General features: G+C 44.5%; 17 protein-coding genes. 9 read left to right on the plus strand and 8 right to left on the minus strand.

Annotated features, from left to right (window positions below; genetic code table 11):
- The first annotated feature begins 28 nt into the window (after window positions 1–28).
- The 5 genes from NI455_RS02055 to NI455_RS02075 all read left to right on the plus strand — a co-directional run bounded on the left by NI455_RS02055 (window position 29) and on the right by NI455_RS02075 (window position 4577).
- A complete protein-coding gene (locus NI455_RS02055; protein WP_253112155.1) occupies window positions 29–316 on the plus strand; it encodes a YbeD family protein in 288 nt (95 codons plus the stop codon).
- 149 nt (window positions 317–465) lie between these two features.
- Entirely contained in the window at window positions 466–1125 is a 660-nt protein-coding gene (gene lipB, locus NI455_RS02060) for a lipoyl(octanoyl) transferase LipB (protein ID WP_253112156.1), read from the plus strand.
- A 74-nt stretch (window positions 1126–1199) separates the two neighbouring features.
- Window positions 1200–1733: a hypothetical protein gene (locus NI455_RS02065; protein ID WP_005106305.1), complete on the plus strand. Its 534-nt coding sequence runs from the start codon at window positions 1200–1202 to the stop codon at window positions 1731–1733.
- Window position 1734: 1 nt separating this feature from the next.
- Window positions 1735–2919 (plus strand): iron-containing alcohol dehydrogenase, encoded by a 1185-nt coding sequence (locus tag NI455_RS02070; RefSeq protein ID WP_253112157.1) that lies wholly within the window; start codon window positions 1735–1737, stop codon window positions 2917–2919.
- Between the two features lie 266 nt (window positions 2920–3185).
- The gene (locus NI455_RS02075) at window positions 3186–4577 is read left to right on the plus strand and encodes an APC family permease (protein ID WP_004280630.1); all 1392 of its coding nucleotides are present in this window, start codon (window positions 3186–3188) and stop codon (window positions 4575–4577) included.
- A 68-nt stretch (window positions 4578–4645) separates the two neighbouring features.
- On the opposite strand, the gene NI455_RS02080 is transcribed toward NI455_RS02075, so the two are convergent.
- The 8 genes from NI455_RS02080 to rplU form a co-directional block, all read right to left on the minus strand.
- Complete coding sequence (locus NI455_RS02080) at window positions 4646–5128, minus strand: hypothetical protein (protein ID WP_004645798.1); 483 nt, start codon at window positions 5126–5128, stop codon at window positions 4646–4648.
- Window positions 5129–5217: 89 nt separating this feature from the next.
- Window positions 5218–5694, minus strand: coding sequence for a tRNA (cytidine(34)-2'-O)-methyltransferase (locus tag NI455_RS02085; protein ID WP_004280633.1), 477 nt, complete (start codon window positions 5692–5694; stop codon window positions 5218–5220).
- A 70-nt stretch (window positions 5695–5764) separates the two neighbouring features.
- Entirely contained in the window at window positions 5765–7147 is a 1383-nt protein-coding gene (gene cysG / locus NI455_RS02090; protein WP_253112158.1) for a siroheme synthase CysG, read from the minus strand.
- 73 nt (window positions 7148–7220) lie between these two features.
- On the minus strand, window positions 7221–8492 hold the full coding sequence (gene serS / locus NI455_RS02095; protein WP_005106300.1) for a serine--tRNA ligase: 1272 nt from the start codon (window positions 8490–8492) through the stop codon (window positions 7221–7223).
- Window positions 8493–8592: 100 nt separating this feature from the next.
- Entirely contained in the window at window positions 8593–9354 is a 762-nt protein-coding gene (locus NI455_RS02100; RefSeq protein ID WP_253112159.1) for an RsiV family protein, read from the minus strand.
- A 169-nt stretch (window positions 9355–9523) separates the two neighbouring features.
- Complete coding sequence (lolA, locus tag NI455_RS02105) at window positions 9524–10219, minus strand: outer membrane lipoprotein periplasmic chaperone LolA (protein WP_253112160.1); 696 nt, start codon at window positions 10217–10219, stop codon at window positions 9524–9526.
- A gap of 246 nt (window positions 10220–10465) precedes the next feature.
- The gene (gene rpmA / locus NI455_RS02110; RefSeq protein WP_004280639.1) at window positions 10466–10720 is read right to left on the minus strand and encodes a 50S ribosomal protein L27; all 255 of its coding nucleotides are present in this window, start codon (window positions 10718–10720) and stop codon (window positions 10466–10468) included.
- Between the two features lie 19 nt (window positions 10721–10739).
- Window positions 10740–11051, minus strand: a complete 312-nt coding sequence (gene rplU, locus NI455_RS02115; RefSeq protein ID WP_004280640.1) for a 50S ribosomal protein L21 — start codon at window positions 11049–11051, stop codon at window positions 10740–10742.
- 444 nt (window positions 11052–11495) lie between these two features.
- On the opposite strand from rplU, the gene sdsA reads away from it, so the two are divergent.
- The 4 genes from sdsA to NI455_RS02135 all read left to right on the plus strand — a co-directional run bounded on the left by sdsA (window position 11496) and on the right by NI455_RS02135 (window position 16591).
- Window positions 11496–12473 carry an All-trans-nonaprenyl-diphosphate synthase gene (sdsA, locus tag NI455_RS02120; protein ID WP_004280641.1) on the plus strand — a complete coding sequence of 326 codons (978 nt, stop codon included), beginning with the start codon at window positions 11496–11498 and terminating at the stop codon, window positions 12471–12473.
- Between the two features lie 15 nt (window positions 12474–12488).
- Window positions 12489–14537: a site-specific recombinase gene (locus tag NI455_RS02125; protein WP_253112161.1), complete on the plus strand. Its 2049-nt coding sequence runs from the start codon at window positions 12489–12491 to the stop codon at window positions 14535–14537.
- A 152-nt stretch (window positions 14538–14689) separates the two neighbouring features.
- The gene (locus NI455_RS02130; RefSeq protein WP_253112163.1) at window positions 14690–15292 is read left to right on the plus strand and encodes a phosphatase PAP2 family protein; all 603 of its coding nucleotides are present in this window, start codon (window positions 14690–14692) and stop codon (window positions 15290–15292) included.
- A gap of 36 nt (window positions 15293–15328) precedes the next feature.
- Window positions 15329–16591, plus strand: coding sequence for an efflux RND transporter periplasmic adaptor subunit (locus NI455_RS02135; RefSeq protein ID WP_004731916.1), 1263 nt, complete (start codon window positions 15329–15331; stop codon window positions 16589–16591).
- Window positions 16592–16597 lie beyond the last annotated feature (6 nt).

Here is a 16597-nt window from a genome sequence, read left to right on the forward strand (position 1 = left end):
GCAGGCGTTTCAAATCAGGGGGACTACCATGTTAGACCGTACACCATCTCGTGAACTTCAAGAACATCTTTGGGTTTTCCCTATGGATTATCCGATTAAACTGATTGGCCTTGCGGGCGATGAATTGCGTCATGCTGTCATCGATATTTTTCTAAAACATTTTCCAGATTTTGAAGGTGATAGCGTTAGTGTTACGCCATCACGTACTGGCAAATATCATTCGATTACTGCCCAGCTGCGTTTTCTAGAACTGGAACAGGTGCATGCAGTGTATGCAGATTTAGCCGCCTGCCCGCTGATTAAAACCGCACTCTAATCAAAAATGAAAAAGACACGCTTTCGGGCGTGTTTTTTTATGCTCATTCAAAGCTGAGCTAACGCTTAAATATTGCTGATCTCGCCCCTATTTCATGCCGAAGTCATTATAATTATGATCAGTTTTTATAATTACCAAGGACACTCCCTGTGACTGATGTGCTGCAAAAGCCCGAGCTGATCATTCGTCAATATCACGACCTCACACCTTATGAAGATCGTTTTCTGGAAATGAAAACATTTACGGAAACCCGTGATGAACATAGCCCGGATCAATTGTGGATTTTGCAACATCAGGATGTACTGACTCAAGGTCAGGCAGGCAAACCGGAACATATTCTAATGCCGAGCAATATTCCGGTGATTCAGACCGATCGTGGTGGTCAGGTGACCTGGCATGGTCCCGGTCAATTGGTGGCTTACTTCATGTTTGACTTGAATCGTCTGGGCTGGAATGTGCGCACGCTAGTGTCTTATGCTGAAAACTTGATGATTGACTTGCTGAAAAAATATGGCATTGATGCCTATGCCAAACCGGATGCGCCCGGCGTATATGTGACTGAGCGCAAAATTGGCTCACTTGGTTTTAAAATTCGCAAAGGCCGTAGCTATCATGGTTTATCCCTAAATCTGGATTGTGACCTGAGCGGATTCAACACCATCAATCCTTGTGGCTATGCAGGACTGGAAATGGTACGCATGAGTGACCTGCTCGAGCAACCACCCCAATTCAGCCAGTTGTGCACTGAAATTATTGAAACTTTGCGTCACAGCGGGTACTTTAAGCAAGTAACTGTCGAGCAAAGATAAAGCCTTTGCATTTTACCCCCAAATAAATTAGAGTATTTACTCTAAACTAATAATATTGAGATAGGGATCATCACGTGATTGCGACTAAATCCGTAAAACCCGCTTTGCAGCTTGCCTATGTCAAACTCATGATGGATGTGATTGGCCGAGGTCTGGTCATGGCAAGTCAGGTGGATGAAGAAATCAAACAGGAAGTGGCCCATTTTCCAGAAAATTTCACTCTTTCCATGAAAGTCTTTCCGCATGGCCCGGCCTTTGTGGCGCGGGTCACTGAGGACAAACAGCTGGAACTGGTCAAAAATCTGGAAAAAGCACCTGATTTGATCATTACCTTTAAACATCTGCACCATGCCTTTTTGGTATTTTCTTTTCAGGAAAGTACCTCTCAAGCTTTTGCCAATGACCGTATGATTGCTGATGGTGATATTTCCAATGCCATTCGTCTGGTACGCTGCCTGAATAAAATGGAAGCGCTGATTTTGCCGAAAATGGTGGCACAACTGGCAGTGAAAGAATACCCAAGCAATCTGAGCCTAAAAGAAAAACTAAGCGAAGCGAGCAGCATTTATCTGAAAATCGCTCAATCCTATTTGAAACGGAGTGTATAACATGGCTAAACCTTATTATGAATTTTTCTGTCCGGTCAAAGTAATTGCCGGTCATGCCGCGTTAGAACATATTCCGTTTGAGCTTGCGGCTTTGGGGGCCAAACGTCCGCTGATCATTACCGACAAAGGCGTCCGTGCCAACAACCTGCTAGCACCGATTGAAGCTGCATTTGAAATGGCAGATGCTGCAATTGTAGCGATTTTTGATGACGTACCACCCGACTCTAGCTTGGGTACAGTACGCAGTGCGGCAAAGCTGTATCGCGAAAATCATTGTGATGCGATCATTGCTGTGGGCGGTGGTTCAGTCATTGATACTTCCAAGGCAACCAATATTTTGGTCTCTGAAGGCGGTGATGACCTGCTGAAATATTCAGGTGCTCACAACCTGCCTAAACCGCTGAAACCGTTTTTTGTGATTCCAACTACGTCTGGTACAGGTTCAGAAGTGACCATGGTCGCTGTCGTGTCGGACACTGAAAAGAACGTCAAAATGCCGTTCGCCTCTTATTACCTGATGCCGCATGCTGCGATTCTGGATCCCCGCATGACCCAGACCTTGCCGCCGCATTTAACCGCCATGACCGCAATGGATGCGATGACCCATGCGGTTGAAGCTTATACCTGCATGGCAGCCAATCCAATTTCGGATGCTTATGCGACTGCAGCAGTTAAGAAGATCAGTGCCCATCTATTTAATGTGCTGGACAACCCTTCCGATGCACAAGGCCGTCTGGAACTGGCACAGGCATCGACCATGGCAGGAATTGCATTTTCCAACTCGATGGTCGGCATTGTGCATTCACTGGGGCACTCATTGGGTGCAGTGGTACACCTGCCGCATGGTTTATGCATGAACTTATTCCTGCCTTATGTGCTGGAATATAACAAAGAGGTCAATGGCGATAAAATCGCAGATCTGCTCCTGCCTTTGGCGGGTGCCGATATTTATGCACAAACGCCAGCGCATCTACGTGCTGACAAAACCATTGCGACGATTCTGACCATGCGTGACCGGATTTACAGTCTGACCAAATTACCACGCACATTACGTGAAACCGGTAAGATTTCTGAAGCCCAGATCGATGAAGTGGCAGAGAAAGCCCTGAATGATGGTTCCATCATTTATAACCCGAAAGAAGCCACCCTGGAAGATTTAAAATCTATCTTAAAAAAGGCTTGGTAATTATTGAAAAATAAGCCAATATAGCCGAAATTCTAGCCTGATGTTTTTTTAAGCATCAGGCTTTTATCTTGCATAAGAAAAAATTCGATTTCTATTTTTGAATGGCACATTTTATGCAGGACAAAAGTCAAAAAATAGCTAGCAAAAGCCGTTCTTTTCAAGTAGATTGGCGGACTTTTATAGAAAACTGTAGGGGGGATCGTTCGTCTCAAACGATCCTTATAAATATGACTGATCCTTGATCAACGATTAAGAGGATAACGCCGTTGACTAATATCTCTGGGACTCAATCGGCAGCTAAACTGCAAAAAACGCTGGGACTCTGGCACATCATTATTATTGGTTTAGCTTATATTCAACCCATGACCTTGTTTGATACATTTGGTCTGGTATCTGAAGAAAGTAACTTCCACGTTCCCACCTCTTACATTTTTGCACTGATTGCAATTTTGTTAACCTCCTTGAGCTATGGTCATATGATTCGTCGCTACCCTTCTTCGGGTTCGGCCTATACCTATGCGCAAAAATCCATCCACCCGAACGTAGGTTTCATGGTGGGTTGGTCATCCTTGCTGGATTACCTGTTATCGCCAATGGTCAATATCATTCTGGCGGTGATTTATCTGGAAGCACTTTTCCCAGACATGAACCATTGGGTTTGGGTCATTGGTTTAACCGCCTTTATGACCGCGATTAACCTTCGTGGTGCGAGATTTGTTGCCAACTTCAACAGTATGATTGTATTCGTACAATTGGGCGTCATTGCATACTTCACCTGGATGGTTTACCAACTTCTGGAAGGTGGCGTAAATGCAGACGGCACACTGGTCGATGCAAAGTACCAACTGTGGAGTTTAGAGCCATTCTGGAATGAGTTTACTTCTGTTGCTGCCCTGATTACCGGTGCAACCTTACTGTGCTTCTCATTCACAGGTTTTGACTCCTTAAGTTCTCTTGCTGAAGAAACTAAAGATACCGAAAAAACCTTACCTAAAGCGATTTTCTTGACTGCATTATTGGCAGGTATCATCTTTATCATCAGTACTTACTTCATGCAGATCTTCTTCCCGAATGATCCAAAAACTTACTTTGAAGATATCGCTGCAACACAGCCGGATATTTTACAAGCTGTCGGTGGCGTGGCGTTTAAAACAGTCGTACTTTACTTCGCGATTGTGACAGTTATGGCTTCTGGTATTTCAGCACATGCGGGTGTATCACGTCTGATGTATGTAATGGGTCGTGATGGCGTAATCAACAAGAAGATCTTCGGTCATATTAGCCCGAAAAACTATACACCTTCATACAACATCTTAATCGCTGGTGCAGTGGCTTTAACTGCTGGCTTTATGGATCTTGATTTTGTGGTGTCGTTGATCAGCTTTGGTGCCTTAACTGCATTCAGTTTCGTCAACTTGTCGGTGATTTCACGTTATGCATTACGTGATGGTCGTACCAAGAGTGCTAAAGAGATCATGAACTTTGTCGTGGTTCCTTTACTTGGCTTCATTTCAGTCTTTGCTCTGTGGCTAGAAGTCGATGAAGCTTCGCTTAAATATGGTCTGATCTGGGCATTTGGCGGTATCTTGTACTTAGGTTATAAAACCAAAGGCTTCAAGCACCCTGCTCCTCAGCACAATGAATTTGACGATAAATAATATCGTTTTGCTTCAAATAAAAAAGGCGCTTCATGCGCCTTTTTTATGTCTGTCATGTTTCGATTTTACTAATGCAGATAGCAATCAAAACCCATCTGGGTATTGACCCGATTATTTTCATAACCCAGTTTCTCAATAAACAGACTGCGATTAGACAATAACTTTTGCTCTTCCGGACCTAAACGGGCTTTATTCTTGACGGCCAGTTGATACATTTCATCCACGACATCTTGAAAAATATCACAGACTTCCTCACGCTTGGCAGGCTTTAATTTACGCCCCCGCCAAGTCCATTGAAAATCATCTGAATTCAGGCTCTGCCCCCATTTTTCAATACGCGTATCTAAGCGTTTCTGCATGTTTAGCAAACCCTGCTGTATTTCCGCTTGAGTAATGGGTTGAACTTCCTTTGTTGCCGATGTGGCGGCACTGCCCTCTTCCGCACTCACGGAAGCCGCAATAGATCCAAGGCAACATGCGATGATAAGTTTTAATAGAGGCTTCAAGGCTGCACCTTTTGTTATATTTGATGAAGTTATAAACTCAAGCATACAATGAAGTGAAAAGCAGTTTATCTATTTGTTACACAAAATAAAAAAGCCACCCAAAGGCAGCTTTTAGAATTACTACAAATATCAGCTTAAAGCGTTTTAAAACCCTGCTGACGCCAAGCTTCATACACAATCACTGCTGTGGCATTCGATAGGTTCAAACTTCGGGAGTTCTCTGCCATCGGTAAACGAATCCAGTGCTTTTGCGGAAACATTAGACGAACATGTTCAGGCAGACCACGAGTTTCCGGCCCCATTAACAAGGCCACAGGACGGTTTAAATCCGAAGTATGCGGTGTTTCAGAACCTTTGGTGGTCAATGGATAGATTGCATCCAGACCAATGCCTTTACTTGCCAGATCAGCCAGACAGTCTTCGATATTTTCCCAAATCTGCATATTGGCATATTCGTGATAATCCAGACCGGCACGTTTCAGTTTTTTGTCATCCAGTTCAAAACCCAGCGGCTTGACCAGATGCAACTGTGCTCCGGTATTGGCACACAGACGAATGATATTGCCTGTATTTGCAGGAATTTCAGGCTCATATAAAACAACGTGGATCACAGCTTACTCACTTAATATATTTAATTCAGACACGACATTCGTCTTGCGCTCGGGCAAAGCAGTGCTTTGCTTATCCTCGCTCATGCCATTGCAATTGTTCACGTAAGCGTACAACTTCACCAATAATGGTCAAAGTCGGGGCTTGAATCTGATGTTCGGACACTTTGGATGCAATATCAGCAAGCGTTCCTACTACAACTTTCTGTTCAGGCGTCGTACCTTTAGAAACCAAGGCCACTGGCATGTCGGCTCGCTGACCATGAGCGATTAATTCTGCACAGATTTTCTCCAGTCCCACCAACCCCATATAAAGCACTAAGGTCTGGTTTTCATAGACCAACTCACTCCAAGGCAATTCTGGCGAACCTTCTTTTAAGTGACCTGTCAGAAAACGCACACTTTGCGCATAATCACGATGGGTTAAAGGAATGCCGGCATAGGCTGAACAGCCTGAAGCTGCGGTAATCCCTGGAACCACTTGAAAAGTGACACCTGCCGCAAAAAGTTCTTCAATCTCTTCACCGCCACGCCCGAAGATAAATGGATCACCGCCTTTCAGACGACATACCCGCTTTCCTTCATTGGCATATTTCACCAACAAGGCATTAATCCCGTCTTGCGGAACCGCATGATTGGAACGCGCCTTACCAACATAGATCTTTTCCGCATCACGACGGCACAGCTCCATAATTGGCGCTGAAACCAGTCGGTCGTAAATCACCACATCGGCTTGCTGCATCAAACGTAAGGCTTTTAAGGTCAACAATTCTGGATCACCCGGACCCGCACCGACCAAGTAGACTTCACCTTTTGGCTTTTGCCATTCTTGTAATGCTTGCTCGATCAGGCGATCTGCTTCCGCGATATTGTCGTTGAACACCTGTTCTTTTAGCGGACTGGCATATAAATCTTCCCAGAAAATACGGCGTTCATCCGGATTGACAATTTTAGCCTTAACCGCACTGCGCCATTTTCCTGAAAACTCGGCCAACTTGCCCATACCATGTGGAATAGCGGCTTCTAACTGAGTACGGATCTGCCGCGACAATACGGGCGACGTGCCATTCGATGCCACCGAAATGACCAAGGGCGAACGGTCAATAATCGCAGGCACCATAAACCGGCAATGCGGCGGATCATCAACGCTATTGACCAGGACATTTTCCGCTTCACACAGTTCAAAGACCTGACGATTGGTCTCTGCATCGTCAGTCGCTGCAATAACCAGTCGATATGGACGTAACGCAACTTCAGGATGAAAAGCCGCCTGCACATATTGTCCTTGGCTATTTTGCACAATTCTCAACAGACTCTCTTCAATTTCAGGCGCAATCACATGAATGATCGCACCTGCTTTTTGAAGTAAAAGTGCTTTACGGTATGCAATATGTCCACCACCGACAATCAGACAAGGTTGCTGTTGCAACTTTAACGAGATTGGAAAAATATCCACGAACTACCTCAAAATTATAAATCTGACTGTCTATGCAATTTTCATGCACATTTAGGGATGCTGAGATCGACAATTAGTCGATATAAGTCACACCACCCATATATGGACGTAATACTTCAGGAATCTCAATCGAGCCATCGGCACGTTGATAGTTTTCCATCACTGCAAGTAAAGTACGACCCACGGCCAGACCTGAACCATTCAAGGTATGCACAAATTCAGTTTTCTTCTGATCAGCACGGTAACGCGCTTTCATACGACGCGCCTGGAAATCACCCATGTTTGAACAAGATGAAATTTCACGGTAAGTATTTTGGCTTGGTACCCAAACTTCCAAGTCATAAGTCTTGGTCGCACCAAAGCCCATGTCACCACCACAAAGTAAAATTTTACGATATGGAAGTCCAAGTGCTTGCAAGATGCCTTCAGCATGGCCAGTCAATTCTTCAAGCACTTGCATCGAAGTTTCAGGCTTCACAATTTGAACCATTTCGACTTTGTCGAATTGGTGCTGACGGATCAAACCGCGGGTATCACGACCATAAGAACCTGCTTCACTACGGAAACATGGCGTATGCGCTGCATATTTCAGTGGCAGACGGTCTGCATCAATAATTTCATCACGTACGAAATTCGTCACTGGCACTTCAGCAGTCGGAATCAGATAAAACTCTTTTTCGCCCTGCAGCTTAAATAGATCTTCTTCAAATTTAGGTAGTTGACCTGTACCGCGCAATGAATCTGCATTGACCAGATAAGGCACATAGGCTTCAGTATAGCCATTTTGGTCTGTGTGTGTATTCAGCATAAACTGGGTAATGGCACGTTGTAAACGCGCCAATGGACCTTTCAATACACTGAAGCGTGAACCAGTTAATTTGGTCGCGGTTTCAAATTCAAGACCGCCCATCATTTCGCCCAGATCCGTATGGTCTTTGATTTCAAAATCAAATTCACGCGGTGTACCCCATTTCAGGATTTCCACGTTATCGCTTTCGTCTTTACCTTCAGGCACAGCTTCATCGGGCAAGTTTGGAATAGATAATAATTTTTCTTCAAGCTCAGCTTGCAGTTCAGCCAGTGCTGCTTCAGCAGCTTTGATTTCATCACCAATCGCAGACATGCGTGTCATGATTTCAGATGCGTCACCACCTGCTTTTTTAATTTGACCGACTTGTTTGGCACCGGCATTACGTTCAGCTTGCAGGGTTTCTGTCTTGGACTGAATCTCTTTACGGCGTGCTTCTAGGGATGCCCACTCTTCAACATTGAGTTGAACACCACGTTTTGCCAAGGCTACATTTACAGCCTCAATATTATTTCTGAGTAATTTCGGGTCGATCATAATCAATCTTTGCAGAAGAAAAAAACTGGCTATAGTGTAAGCTCTTAGCATTAAAAAATACAGTGACCAAGACCACGGTTGCGTCCTATTAGCACAATATTTAGGAAGCTGTCTGCTGCAAAATGGCTAAATATTCAGGGCGAATCACTTCATTTAAATCCGCATATGACACTTTTAATTCAGGCATTCCTGCTGCTGCCGGAGCTAGTTCGCCTGCCGGATACACCATCACCAGACCTGTTGTATCAAAATAATAGTTATCACTCAATTTTAACTGCTGTTGTTGAATACCCTGCGTATTCAGCCATTGAGTATTGGTTCGATACATCGCATTCAGCAGTTTCTGCTCACCGCCATTTAATAACAGTTGATACAAAGCCAAACGTTTGTTCTGTTTTAGATCAAAATTGATATATTCCACATGTTTCAGAGAAGCATTTTTATTCCTTGCCAGATTGGAACTTTTTAAAGCAAAAGTCGCCAGATGGGCACGCTGACCGACAAATTCCGCTTTGATAAAGCGCTGATCCAGATAATGCGGTTCATCGGCTTTTTTAGGATTTTTCTGGATAACTTTGGTGAATGCAACAGGTTCGGTATGCTGAATGCGCTCAATAAAATATTGATTAATCCAGTCAATATTGCTGTCCACCGTTTGTAGATCAAAGCGTACACAACCTTCTATTTCACATACCACTTTAGCTGCCCCTTTCACAGGAACGGTCTTGCCTTCAATCTGCACAACCCGATCTGTTTGCGCCAGCGTTGCCACTGAGCTAGATTGAGGCTGACAACCCAACATACCTACAGTGAGTAATAAAACAGCGTAAATTTCAGCAGTTTTAAATAGATTAATCTTCATCCTGAGCTCCCAAAATTTTGCAATTTCATTGACTCGACTTTTATTTATTCTAAGACGCTCTGCTGTCTAGATATAGCTGAACCTTGTAGCCTGTCCAAAACAATCCCGATGATTGGCAATAAAAAAGCAACCTCGAAAGGTTGCTTTTTCAGTTGGTTCATATTGATGCTTATTGATCAATGATGTCCGTACCTTTTGGTGGGGTAAAATTAAAGGTAGAGGCTGGAATACTGTTATTTACTTTTACATTGCTAAATTTGATATTGGTGGTTTGTCCCAATGAATCCTGCAAGATCATCAAGCTTGGTGCTTTGTTCGCGCCAAAGCTAATGGTCAGGCTTTCAAACACACCATCGGTATTTTTAGGATACAGCGTGTAATAGGTTTTGCCTTTATTTGGCTGAGTCACCCGGTAAGACTGCATAATCTGGCTGGTGTTTCCTGACAGCAATAAGGCCGGTGTATTAGCAACCTGCTCATCTAAGCTTTGACGAACGGCTTGTTGCAAGTCAGGATCATAAATCCATACGGTTTTACCCGTGGTTGCAATGACTTGCTTCGACGGTGCGGTCGTTTCCCAATAGAATTTACCCGGACGCTCAACTTTCATCACCCCTTTAAAGGTTTGATTCATATGTTGTGCGGTCAAACCTTTTTTCTGGGTCGCTCTTGGATTGGTTACCTTGGTACTTTGTTCGAAATTTGCCGTCATGCTACGCACATGATTGAGCTGTTTGACCAGACTGGCTGTTGCCTGTTGCTCCGAAGCTGCCACAGGTGCAGCAAACACGGTTGTACTCATCACCGGTGCTAAAGTCACTGCACCCAGAGCCATAGCACAGACGGTTTTACGAAGCATATTCATAATTTCACCCTTATATTTTGCTTGATCGCAATTTATTTGATAGCTCATCTTAAACGAAAATTAAAAGCTAAAATGATAGAAAATAAGAACTTTTGTATTGTTATTAATTCGAAACCGGTTTTTTTGTTCATCATTATGAAGATTTCAGGACAATTTTTACATTATGGAATGTCGCTTAATCTGCCTATTAATTTTCAGGCATAAAAAAACCCACAATAACTGTGGGCTTTTTTCTATCTCAGCGAATTACGCGTCAACAGATACGTAGCGACGGCCGAATTGACCTTTCACTTCGAATTTTACTACGCCATCAGCAGTAGCAAATAATGTATGGTCACGACCCATACCAACGTTTTGACCAGCGTGGAATTCAGTACCACGTTGACGAACGATGATGTTACCTGCAGTTACAGTTTGACCACCGTAAACTTTAACACCTAACATCTTAGGATTCGAATCACGACCGTTCTTAGTCGAACCACCGGCTTTTTTAGTTGCCATGTCTATTTACTCCTCGTAATTAGCCTGAAATAGCTGTAATTTTCAACTCAGTGAACCATTGACGGTGACCTTGTTGTTTACGGTAGTGTTTACGACGACGCATTTTGATGATGCGGATTTTGTCGTGACGACCATGGCTAACTACTTCAGCAGTTACAGTAGCACCAGCAACAACTGGAGCACCGATTTGAATGCTTTCACCGTTAACAAGCATCAATACGTCATCAAACGTAATAGTCGCGCCAGTTTCAGCTTTCAATAATTCTACTTTAAGGGTTTCACCCTCAACTACACGGTGCTGTTTACCACCGCTTTGGATTACTGCGTACATAATGTACTCCAAACAAGCCCGTGTCGTCGTGCCGATAAAGGAATATATCGAACTTAAGACGTACGCCACTGGGGGATATCTAAGGGCGAGGATTTTAAGGGATATTCAAAAAAACAACAAGCCATTTTACTGAAATAATAATGAGCAGGATGCGCTAATTATTTAACTATTAAATAATTTCTATCAAATCAAATACTCAAGATATATTCAGCAACAAAATAATACAGCAGAAATCCGGCCAGTTTGATTAATATACTCAGCCTGACGAATAGGGCGATGCCCTGACCTTTCCTGATTTTTTATGGCTCGAAATATGGATCGAATCTACATAATATCTATAAAAAGCTGATTTTTAGTGGAGTTTATGCATTTCTTAGGTTTCACTCATGTTATAAATTGTTAAACTACGCCCAGCGATTTACCAGACTAGAGGTTTTCTTTCACATGACCATCGACTTTAAGCAAGACATTCTCGCGCCTGTTGCTAACGACTTTGCTGCGATGGACACATTCATTAATGAAGGAATTACCTCAAAAGTTGCATTAGTGATGGCTGTCAGCAAACATGTGGTAGAAGCGGGTGGCAAACGTATGCGCCCGATTATGTGCCTTTTGGCCGCCAAGGCGTGTGGTGCTGAAAATTTAGAACCGCACCGCAAACTGGCTGCAATCATTGAGATGCTGCATACCGCAACACTGGTGCATGATGATGTGGTGGATGAGTCTGGCCTGCGCCGTGGCCGCCCGACGGCCAATGCGACCTGGAATAACCAGACTGCGGTTTTAGTCGGTGACTTTCTGATTTCACGTGCTTTTGATTTGCTGGTCGATCTGAACAACATGGTGTTGCTCAAAGATTTTTCGACCGGTACCTGTGAAATTGCTGAAGGTGAAGTCCTGCAACTGCAGTCCCAGCATCAGCCGGAAACCACTGAAGCGACTTATTTGAATATTATTCATGGCAAGACCTCGCGCCTGTTTGAACTGGCCACCGAGGGTGCTGCCATTTTGTCGGATAAAGATGAATTCCGTCAGCCTTTAAAAACCTTTGCCGGACATTTCGGCAATGCTTTCCAGATTATTGATGACATTTTAGATTACACCTCCGACGCGGACACGCTCGGAAAAAATATCGGTGATGATCTCATGGAAGGCAAGCCTACCCTGCCATTGATTGCGGCACTGAAAAACACCACCGGTGAGCAACATGAAATCATCCGTCGCAGTATTGCGACTGGCGGTACGGAACATCTGGAACAGGTCATTCAAATTGTCAATGAATCTGGTGCGCTGGATTATTGCCGTCAACGTGCTACAGAAGAAACTGAAATTGCAATTGATGCCTTACAGGCATTACCTGACTCCGAATATCGTCAGGCCCTGATTAATCTGGCCAAACTGGCCCTACACCGAATTCAGTAACTTTTAAACTCGCCTATGCATATTAATTTTCTAGATCTTTTTCAAAACATGCAACACCAGCTTGAACAACCTCGGGCGGTGCTGGATGAAAATCTTCTGATTGAACTGGTTGAAAGAATCAGACCAGAAGACAGCAGAAATACCGAAGAGATCGAAGCGAAATTCAATGCATTTATCCGGGCTTTATTACTCACCCCGAATGCGGTTGCCACGCTTCAAACCTTTACCCTGCGGATCATTAACCGCTATAAACAAACCGGTCTGTTTTCCGATACCGGTATTTTATCTCTGGATGGGTTCTGGAACCAGCTGAATCAGCGCCTTGGCGCGCATGTCTTACCGCTGATTCCCGACCATCAGCAACTCCAGGAATTATTCCGCAAGGTTTTTTATCAGCGTACCGATAAATACTGGCTAGATTATTTTGATGAAGATGACTGGCAACGTTTATTTTCAGTCCTGAATCAGGAACATTCCAATCAGCCTGAAAAAACCCGAATTAAAGACCAACTGATCAAGGCATTGACCATTTTGTCTTACCGGATCAGTGGTATTGGTCTGCACCCTGAATTTATTAATGCCCAGCCTGAACTGATGGAATATGAATCTCCTTTTCTGGTGCAGAATCGTGAGATTAACGAGTTTATTCAGGAATATAAAAAGCGCTATAACACAGTCACCCTGGTCGATTCGATCACGCCCCCCGATGCATCACAAGCGCTGGTGATGCTGGAACAATGTCATGATGTCGTGGCCAAGATTCGCCGTTCTACCAAGCGGACTGGCGTCAGTGTCAGCCTGACTTATATGCTGGCACTGCTAGAACAGTGTCTGGAACGGGTCGAAATCCTGCTCAATATGGTCATGGATGACGATGATCTGCGTTATCAATCCATTGGCCTATTTATGGCGGACATTACTGAAGCAATTTATAGCGAACGCAGTGTACGGGCTCTGCTGGCCACCAATAGTGAACTTTTGGCTTTACAGGTAACTGAAAATGCCAGCAAGACCGGTGAGCATTATGTGAGTACCGACAAACAAGGCTTTCTGGCCATGTATAAATCGGCTGCAGGTGCTGGTGCCATCATCGCGACGATGGCCACCTTAAAAGTTCTGATGACACGCCTCACCATGGCCCCTTTGATGCAGGCCTTTAGCTATAGCATGAACTATTCGCTAGGTTTTATGCTGATTCATGTCCTGCATTTTACCGTAGCGACCAAACAGCCGGCGATGACTGCTGCCGCACTGGCGGCTACCGTACAGCAGCGTAAAGGCTCGAAAATGGCTCAGATTGCCGAGCTGGCCGCGCTGATTGTAAATATCATCCGCACCCAGTTTGTCGCCATTTTGGGCAATATTTCTATTGCAATTCCCGTAGCAGCATTGATTACCCTGCTGTGGGATTTTGCGCTGCATGAACCTTTAATGAATCATGCCAAGGCTGCCAAAACCCTGCATGACCTGAATCCGTTTACTTCATTGGCGATTCCACATGCAGCGATTGCCGGAGTATGTTTATTCCTGTCCGGATTATTGGCCGGTTATTTTGACAATATGGCCGTTTATCGCAAAGTCGGCCCGCGACTGAAAGCCCATGTGCGTTTATCGCAGCTGATGGGGCAAGAGCGTCTTTACCGTTTTGCTGACTATATTGAACGTAATCTGGGTGCACTGGCGGGTAATTTTATTTTCGGGATCATGCTCGGCAGTATGGGCACCATTGGTTTTATTCTCGGTCTGCCACTGGATATTCGCCATATCGCCTTTGCCTCTGCCAACTTTATTCAGGGTCTAATTACGATCAATGGTCCCGATATCGGCTTGATCGTAGTGTCTTTTCTGGGTGTGTTACTCATTGGCCTGACCAACTTGTTTGTCAGTTTCACTCTGACGATTATTGTAGCCTTACGCGCACGCCGGGTGCGTTTTGAACAGTGGAAACCTTTGGCAAAACTGGTCATGACGCACTTCCTGACCCGACCTAGTGATTTCTTCTGGCCACCCAAGCAAAGCATTGAAATTGACGAAAATCATACATCGACAAAAACTCAAAACTGAGATAATTACACTATATTTAGCAACAAATTCCTTACGAAAAAAATGGAATTCGCATAAAATACGCACACTTGAAAAAAAGTGTACTGACAAGTACACTTTGGTTCAGACAATTGGCCGATCTGCGAACGGTTAAAAGGACAAGGATTTTTGGCATGCATTACTTGTTACTTTTTGTCGGTATTTTATTTTTAATTTTCAGTGTGTTGATCCTGAATATTCCCGCTTTAAACGAGCTCGACTTGCAAGCTGTGGAATGGATGAGTCTGTATCGCACCGAGTTTTGGAATCAAATTACTCAGTCCTTATCCTTAATAGGTGGCATGCCATTTGTATTATTTTTATCCACGCTATGGTGTATTGCATTGCTGTGGTATAAAAAGTATACAAACGCAATTTTTATATGTATCGGAATTATCGGAGGAATTCTCCTAGCTTGGCTGTTGAAATTTGCAATTGCCCGACCCCGACCACCAGAATCCTTGCATCTGGTTGAAAGCTTTGGAAGTTCCTTTCCAAGTGCCCATAGTCTATATGCGGCCTGTCTGGCTTGTCTGGCAATTTACATCCATCGGCAACATTCCCGTTATACCCTCATCGTGATCGGTGCAGTGGTATGGATGCTGATGATGGGGATCTCAAGAGTTTATCTGGGCGTACATTTTCCTTCAGATGTCATATCCGGCTGGAGTATCAGTTTTATTTGGATTTCGTTGTGGTATATGGTCTGGATCAGATATTGCGCGGCTCACAAATAAGAAAATTTAGATATAAATCTAATTAGAGGTGGAATAATGATGTCTGCAAAGCTTTGGGCACCTGCCCTGACTGCTTGCGCATTGGCAACAAGTCTTGCACTTGTTGGTTGTAGCAAAGATCCTAAAGAGGGCCAGCAAGCTGGTGCTCAACAACAAATGCCACCGACTGAAGTCGGTGTTCTTGTTGCACAACCGCAAAGTGTAGAGCAGTCTGTAGAGCTCTCAGGTCGTACAACAGCATTTGAAATTTCAGACGTACGTCCACAAGCCAGTGGCGTGGTGCTTAAACGCTTGTTCACGGAAGGCAGCTATGTGCGTGAAGGTCAGGCCTTATATGAAATCGATTCAAGCACCAACCGCACTACAGTAGACAATGCCCGTGCAGCGATTGCCCGTGCTGAAGCCAATCTGGGCGTATTGCGTGTGAAGGAAGGCCGTTACCGTCAACTGGTCGGTACCAATGCCATTTCCAAACAGGAATATGATGACATCGCGGCACAGGTCAAACTGGCTGAAGCTGATTTGAATGCCAATCGCGCAACTTTGCGTAATGCAGAAATCAACTTGGGCTATTCGACTGTACGCGCGCCGATTTCAGGCCAGACCAACCGTTCGTCTGTGACGGCGGGTGCTTTGGTAACAGCGAATCAGCCAGAGCCATTGGTAACGATTCAGCGTCTAGATCCCATCTATGTAGATATCAACCAGTCAAGTGCCGAGCTTTTACGTTTACGTCAACAGCTTAATCAAGGCAGCTTGAACAGCTCTAACAATACCAAAGTCAAGTTAAAGCTTGAAGATGGCAGTATCTACCCGGTTGAAGGCCGTCTTGCATTCTCTGATGCTAGCGTGAACCCGGAAACAGGTACCGTGACTTTACGTGCGGTATTCCCGAACAAAAATCATCTGCTTCTTCCAGGTATGTTTGCCACTGCGCAAATCGTACAGGGTGAAGTACCGAATGCGTTCCTGATTCCGCAAGCAGCTTTGACCCGTACCCCAACAGGTCAGGCGATGGCGATGCTGGTCGGTGCTGACAATAAAGTGACGCCACGTCCAGTGACTACCGTTGGTTCCCAAGGCAGCAACTGGATTGTGACCGAAGGTCTGAATCCAGGTGATAAAGTGATTGTGGATGGTATTGCGAAAGTAAAACCTGAACAGCAAGTTGTACCAAAACCTTATCAACCTCAAGCTGCTGCGCCACAAGGTGCTGCACCGCAACAGCCTGCAGCGAGCGAGAAAAAGGCAGATGATGCTAAAGAGAAACCTGAACAAAAACCTGCTGCAAATGCATAAGGAGTA

It is taken from the genome of Acinetobacter lwoffii, from assembly GCF_024129435.1.
Classification (GTDB): domain Bacteria; phylum Pseudomonadota; class Gammaproteobacteria; order Pseudomonadales; family Moraxellaceae; genus Acinetobacter; species Acinetobacter lwoffii_F.

What these genes read in the sequence shown, in the direction of transcription:
- NI455_RS02055 (WP_253112155.1), top strand. Translation starts at nt 29, where the DNA reads ATGTTAGACCGTACACCATCTCGTGAACTTCAAGAACATCTTTGGGTT.
- NI455_RS02070 (WP_253112157.1), top strand. Translation starts at nt 1,735, where the DNA reads ATGGCTAAACCTTATTATGAATTTTTCTGTCCGGTCAAAGTAATTGCC.
- NI455_RS02080 (WP_004645798.1), bottom strand. Translation starts at nt 5,128, where the DNA reads ATGCTTGAGTTTATAACTTCATCAAATATAACAAAAGGTGCAGCCTTG.
- serS (WP_005106300.1), bottom strand. Translation starts at nt 8,492, where the DNA reads ATGATCGACCCGAAATTACTCAGAAATAATATTGAGGCTGTAAATGTA.
- NI455_RS02100 (WP_253112159.1), bottom strand. Translation starts at nt 9,354, where the DNA reads ATGAAGATTAATCTATTTAAAACTGCTGAAATTTACGCTGTTTTATTA.
- lolA (WP_253112160.1), bottom strand. Translation starts at nt 10,219, where the DNA reads ATGAATATGCTTCGTAAAACCGTCTGTGCTATGGCTCTGGGTGCAGTG.
- rpmA (WP_004280639.1), bottom strand. Translation starts at nt 10,720, where the DNA reads ATGGCAACTAAAAAAGCCGGTGGTTCGACTAAGAACGGTCGTGATTCG.
- rplU (WP_004280640.1), bottom strand. Translation starts at nt 11,051, where the DNA reads ATGTACGCAGTAATCCAAAGCGGTGGTAAACAGCACCGTGTAGTTGAG.
- sdsA (WP_004280641.1), top strand. Translation starts at nt 11,496, where the DNA reads ATGACCATCGACTTTAAGCAAGACATTCTCGCGCCTGTTGCTAACGAC.
- NI455_RS02125 (WP_253112161.1), top strand. Translation starts at nt 12,489, where the DNA reads ATGCATATTAATTTTCTAGATCTTTTTCAAAACATGCAACACCAGCTT.
- NI455_RS02130 (WP_253112163.1), top strand. Translation starts at nt 14,690, where the DNA reads ATGCATTACTTGTTACTTTTTGTCGGTATTTTATTTTTAATTTTCAGT.
- NI455_RS02135 (WP_004731916.1), top strand. Translation starts at nt 15,329, where the DNA reads ATGATGTCTGCAAAGCTTTGGGCACCTGCCCTGACTGCTTGCGCATTG.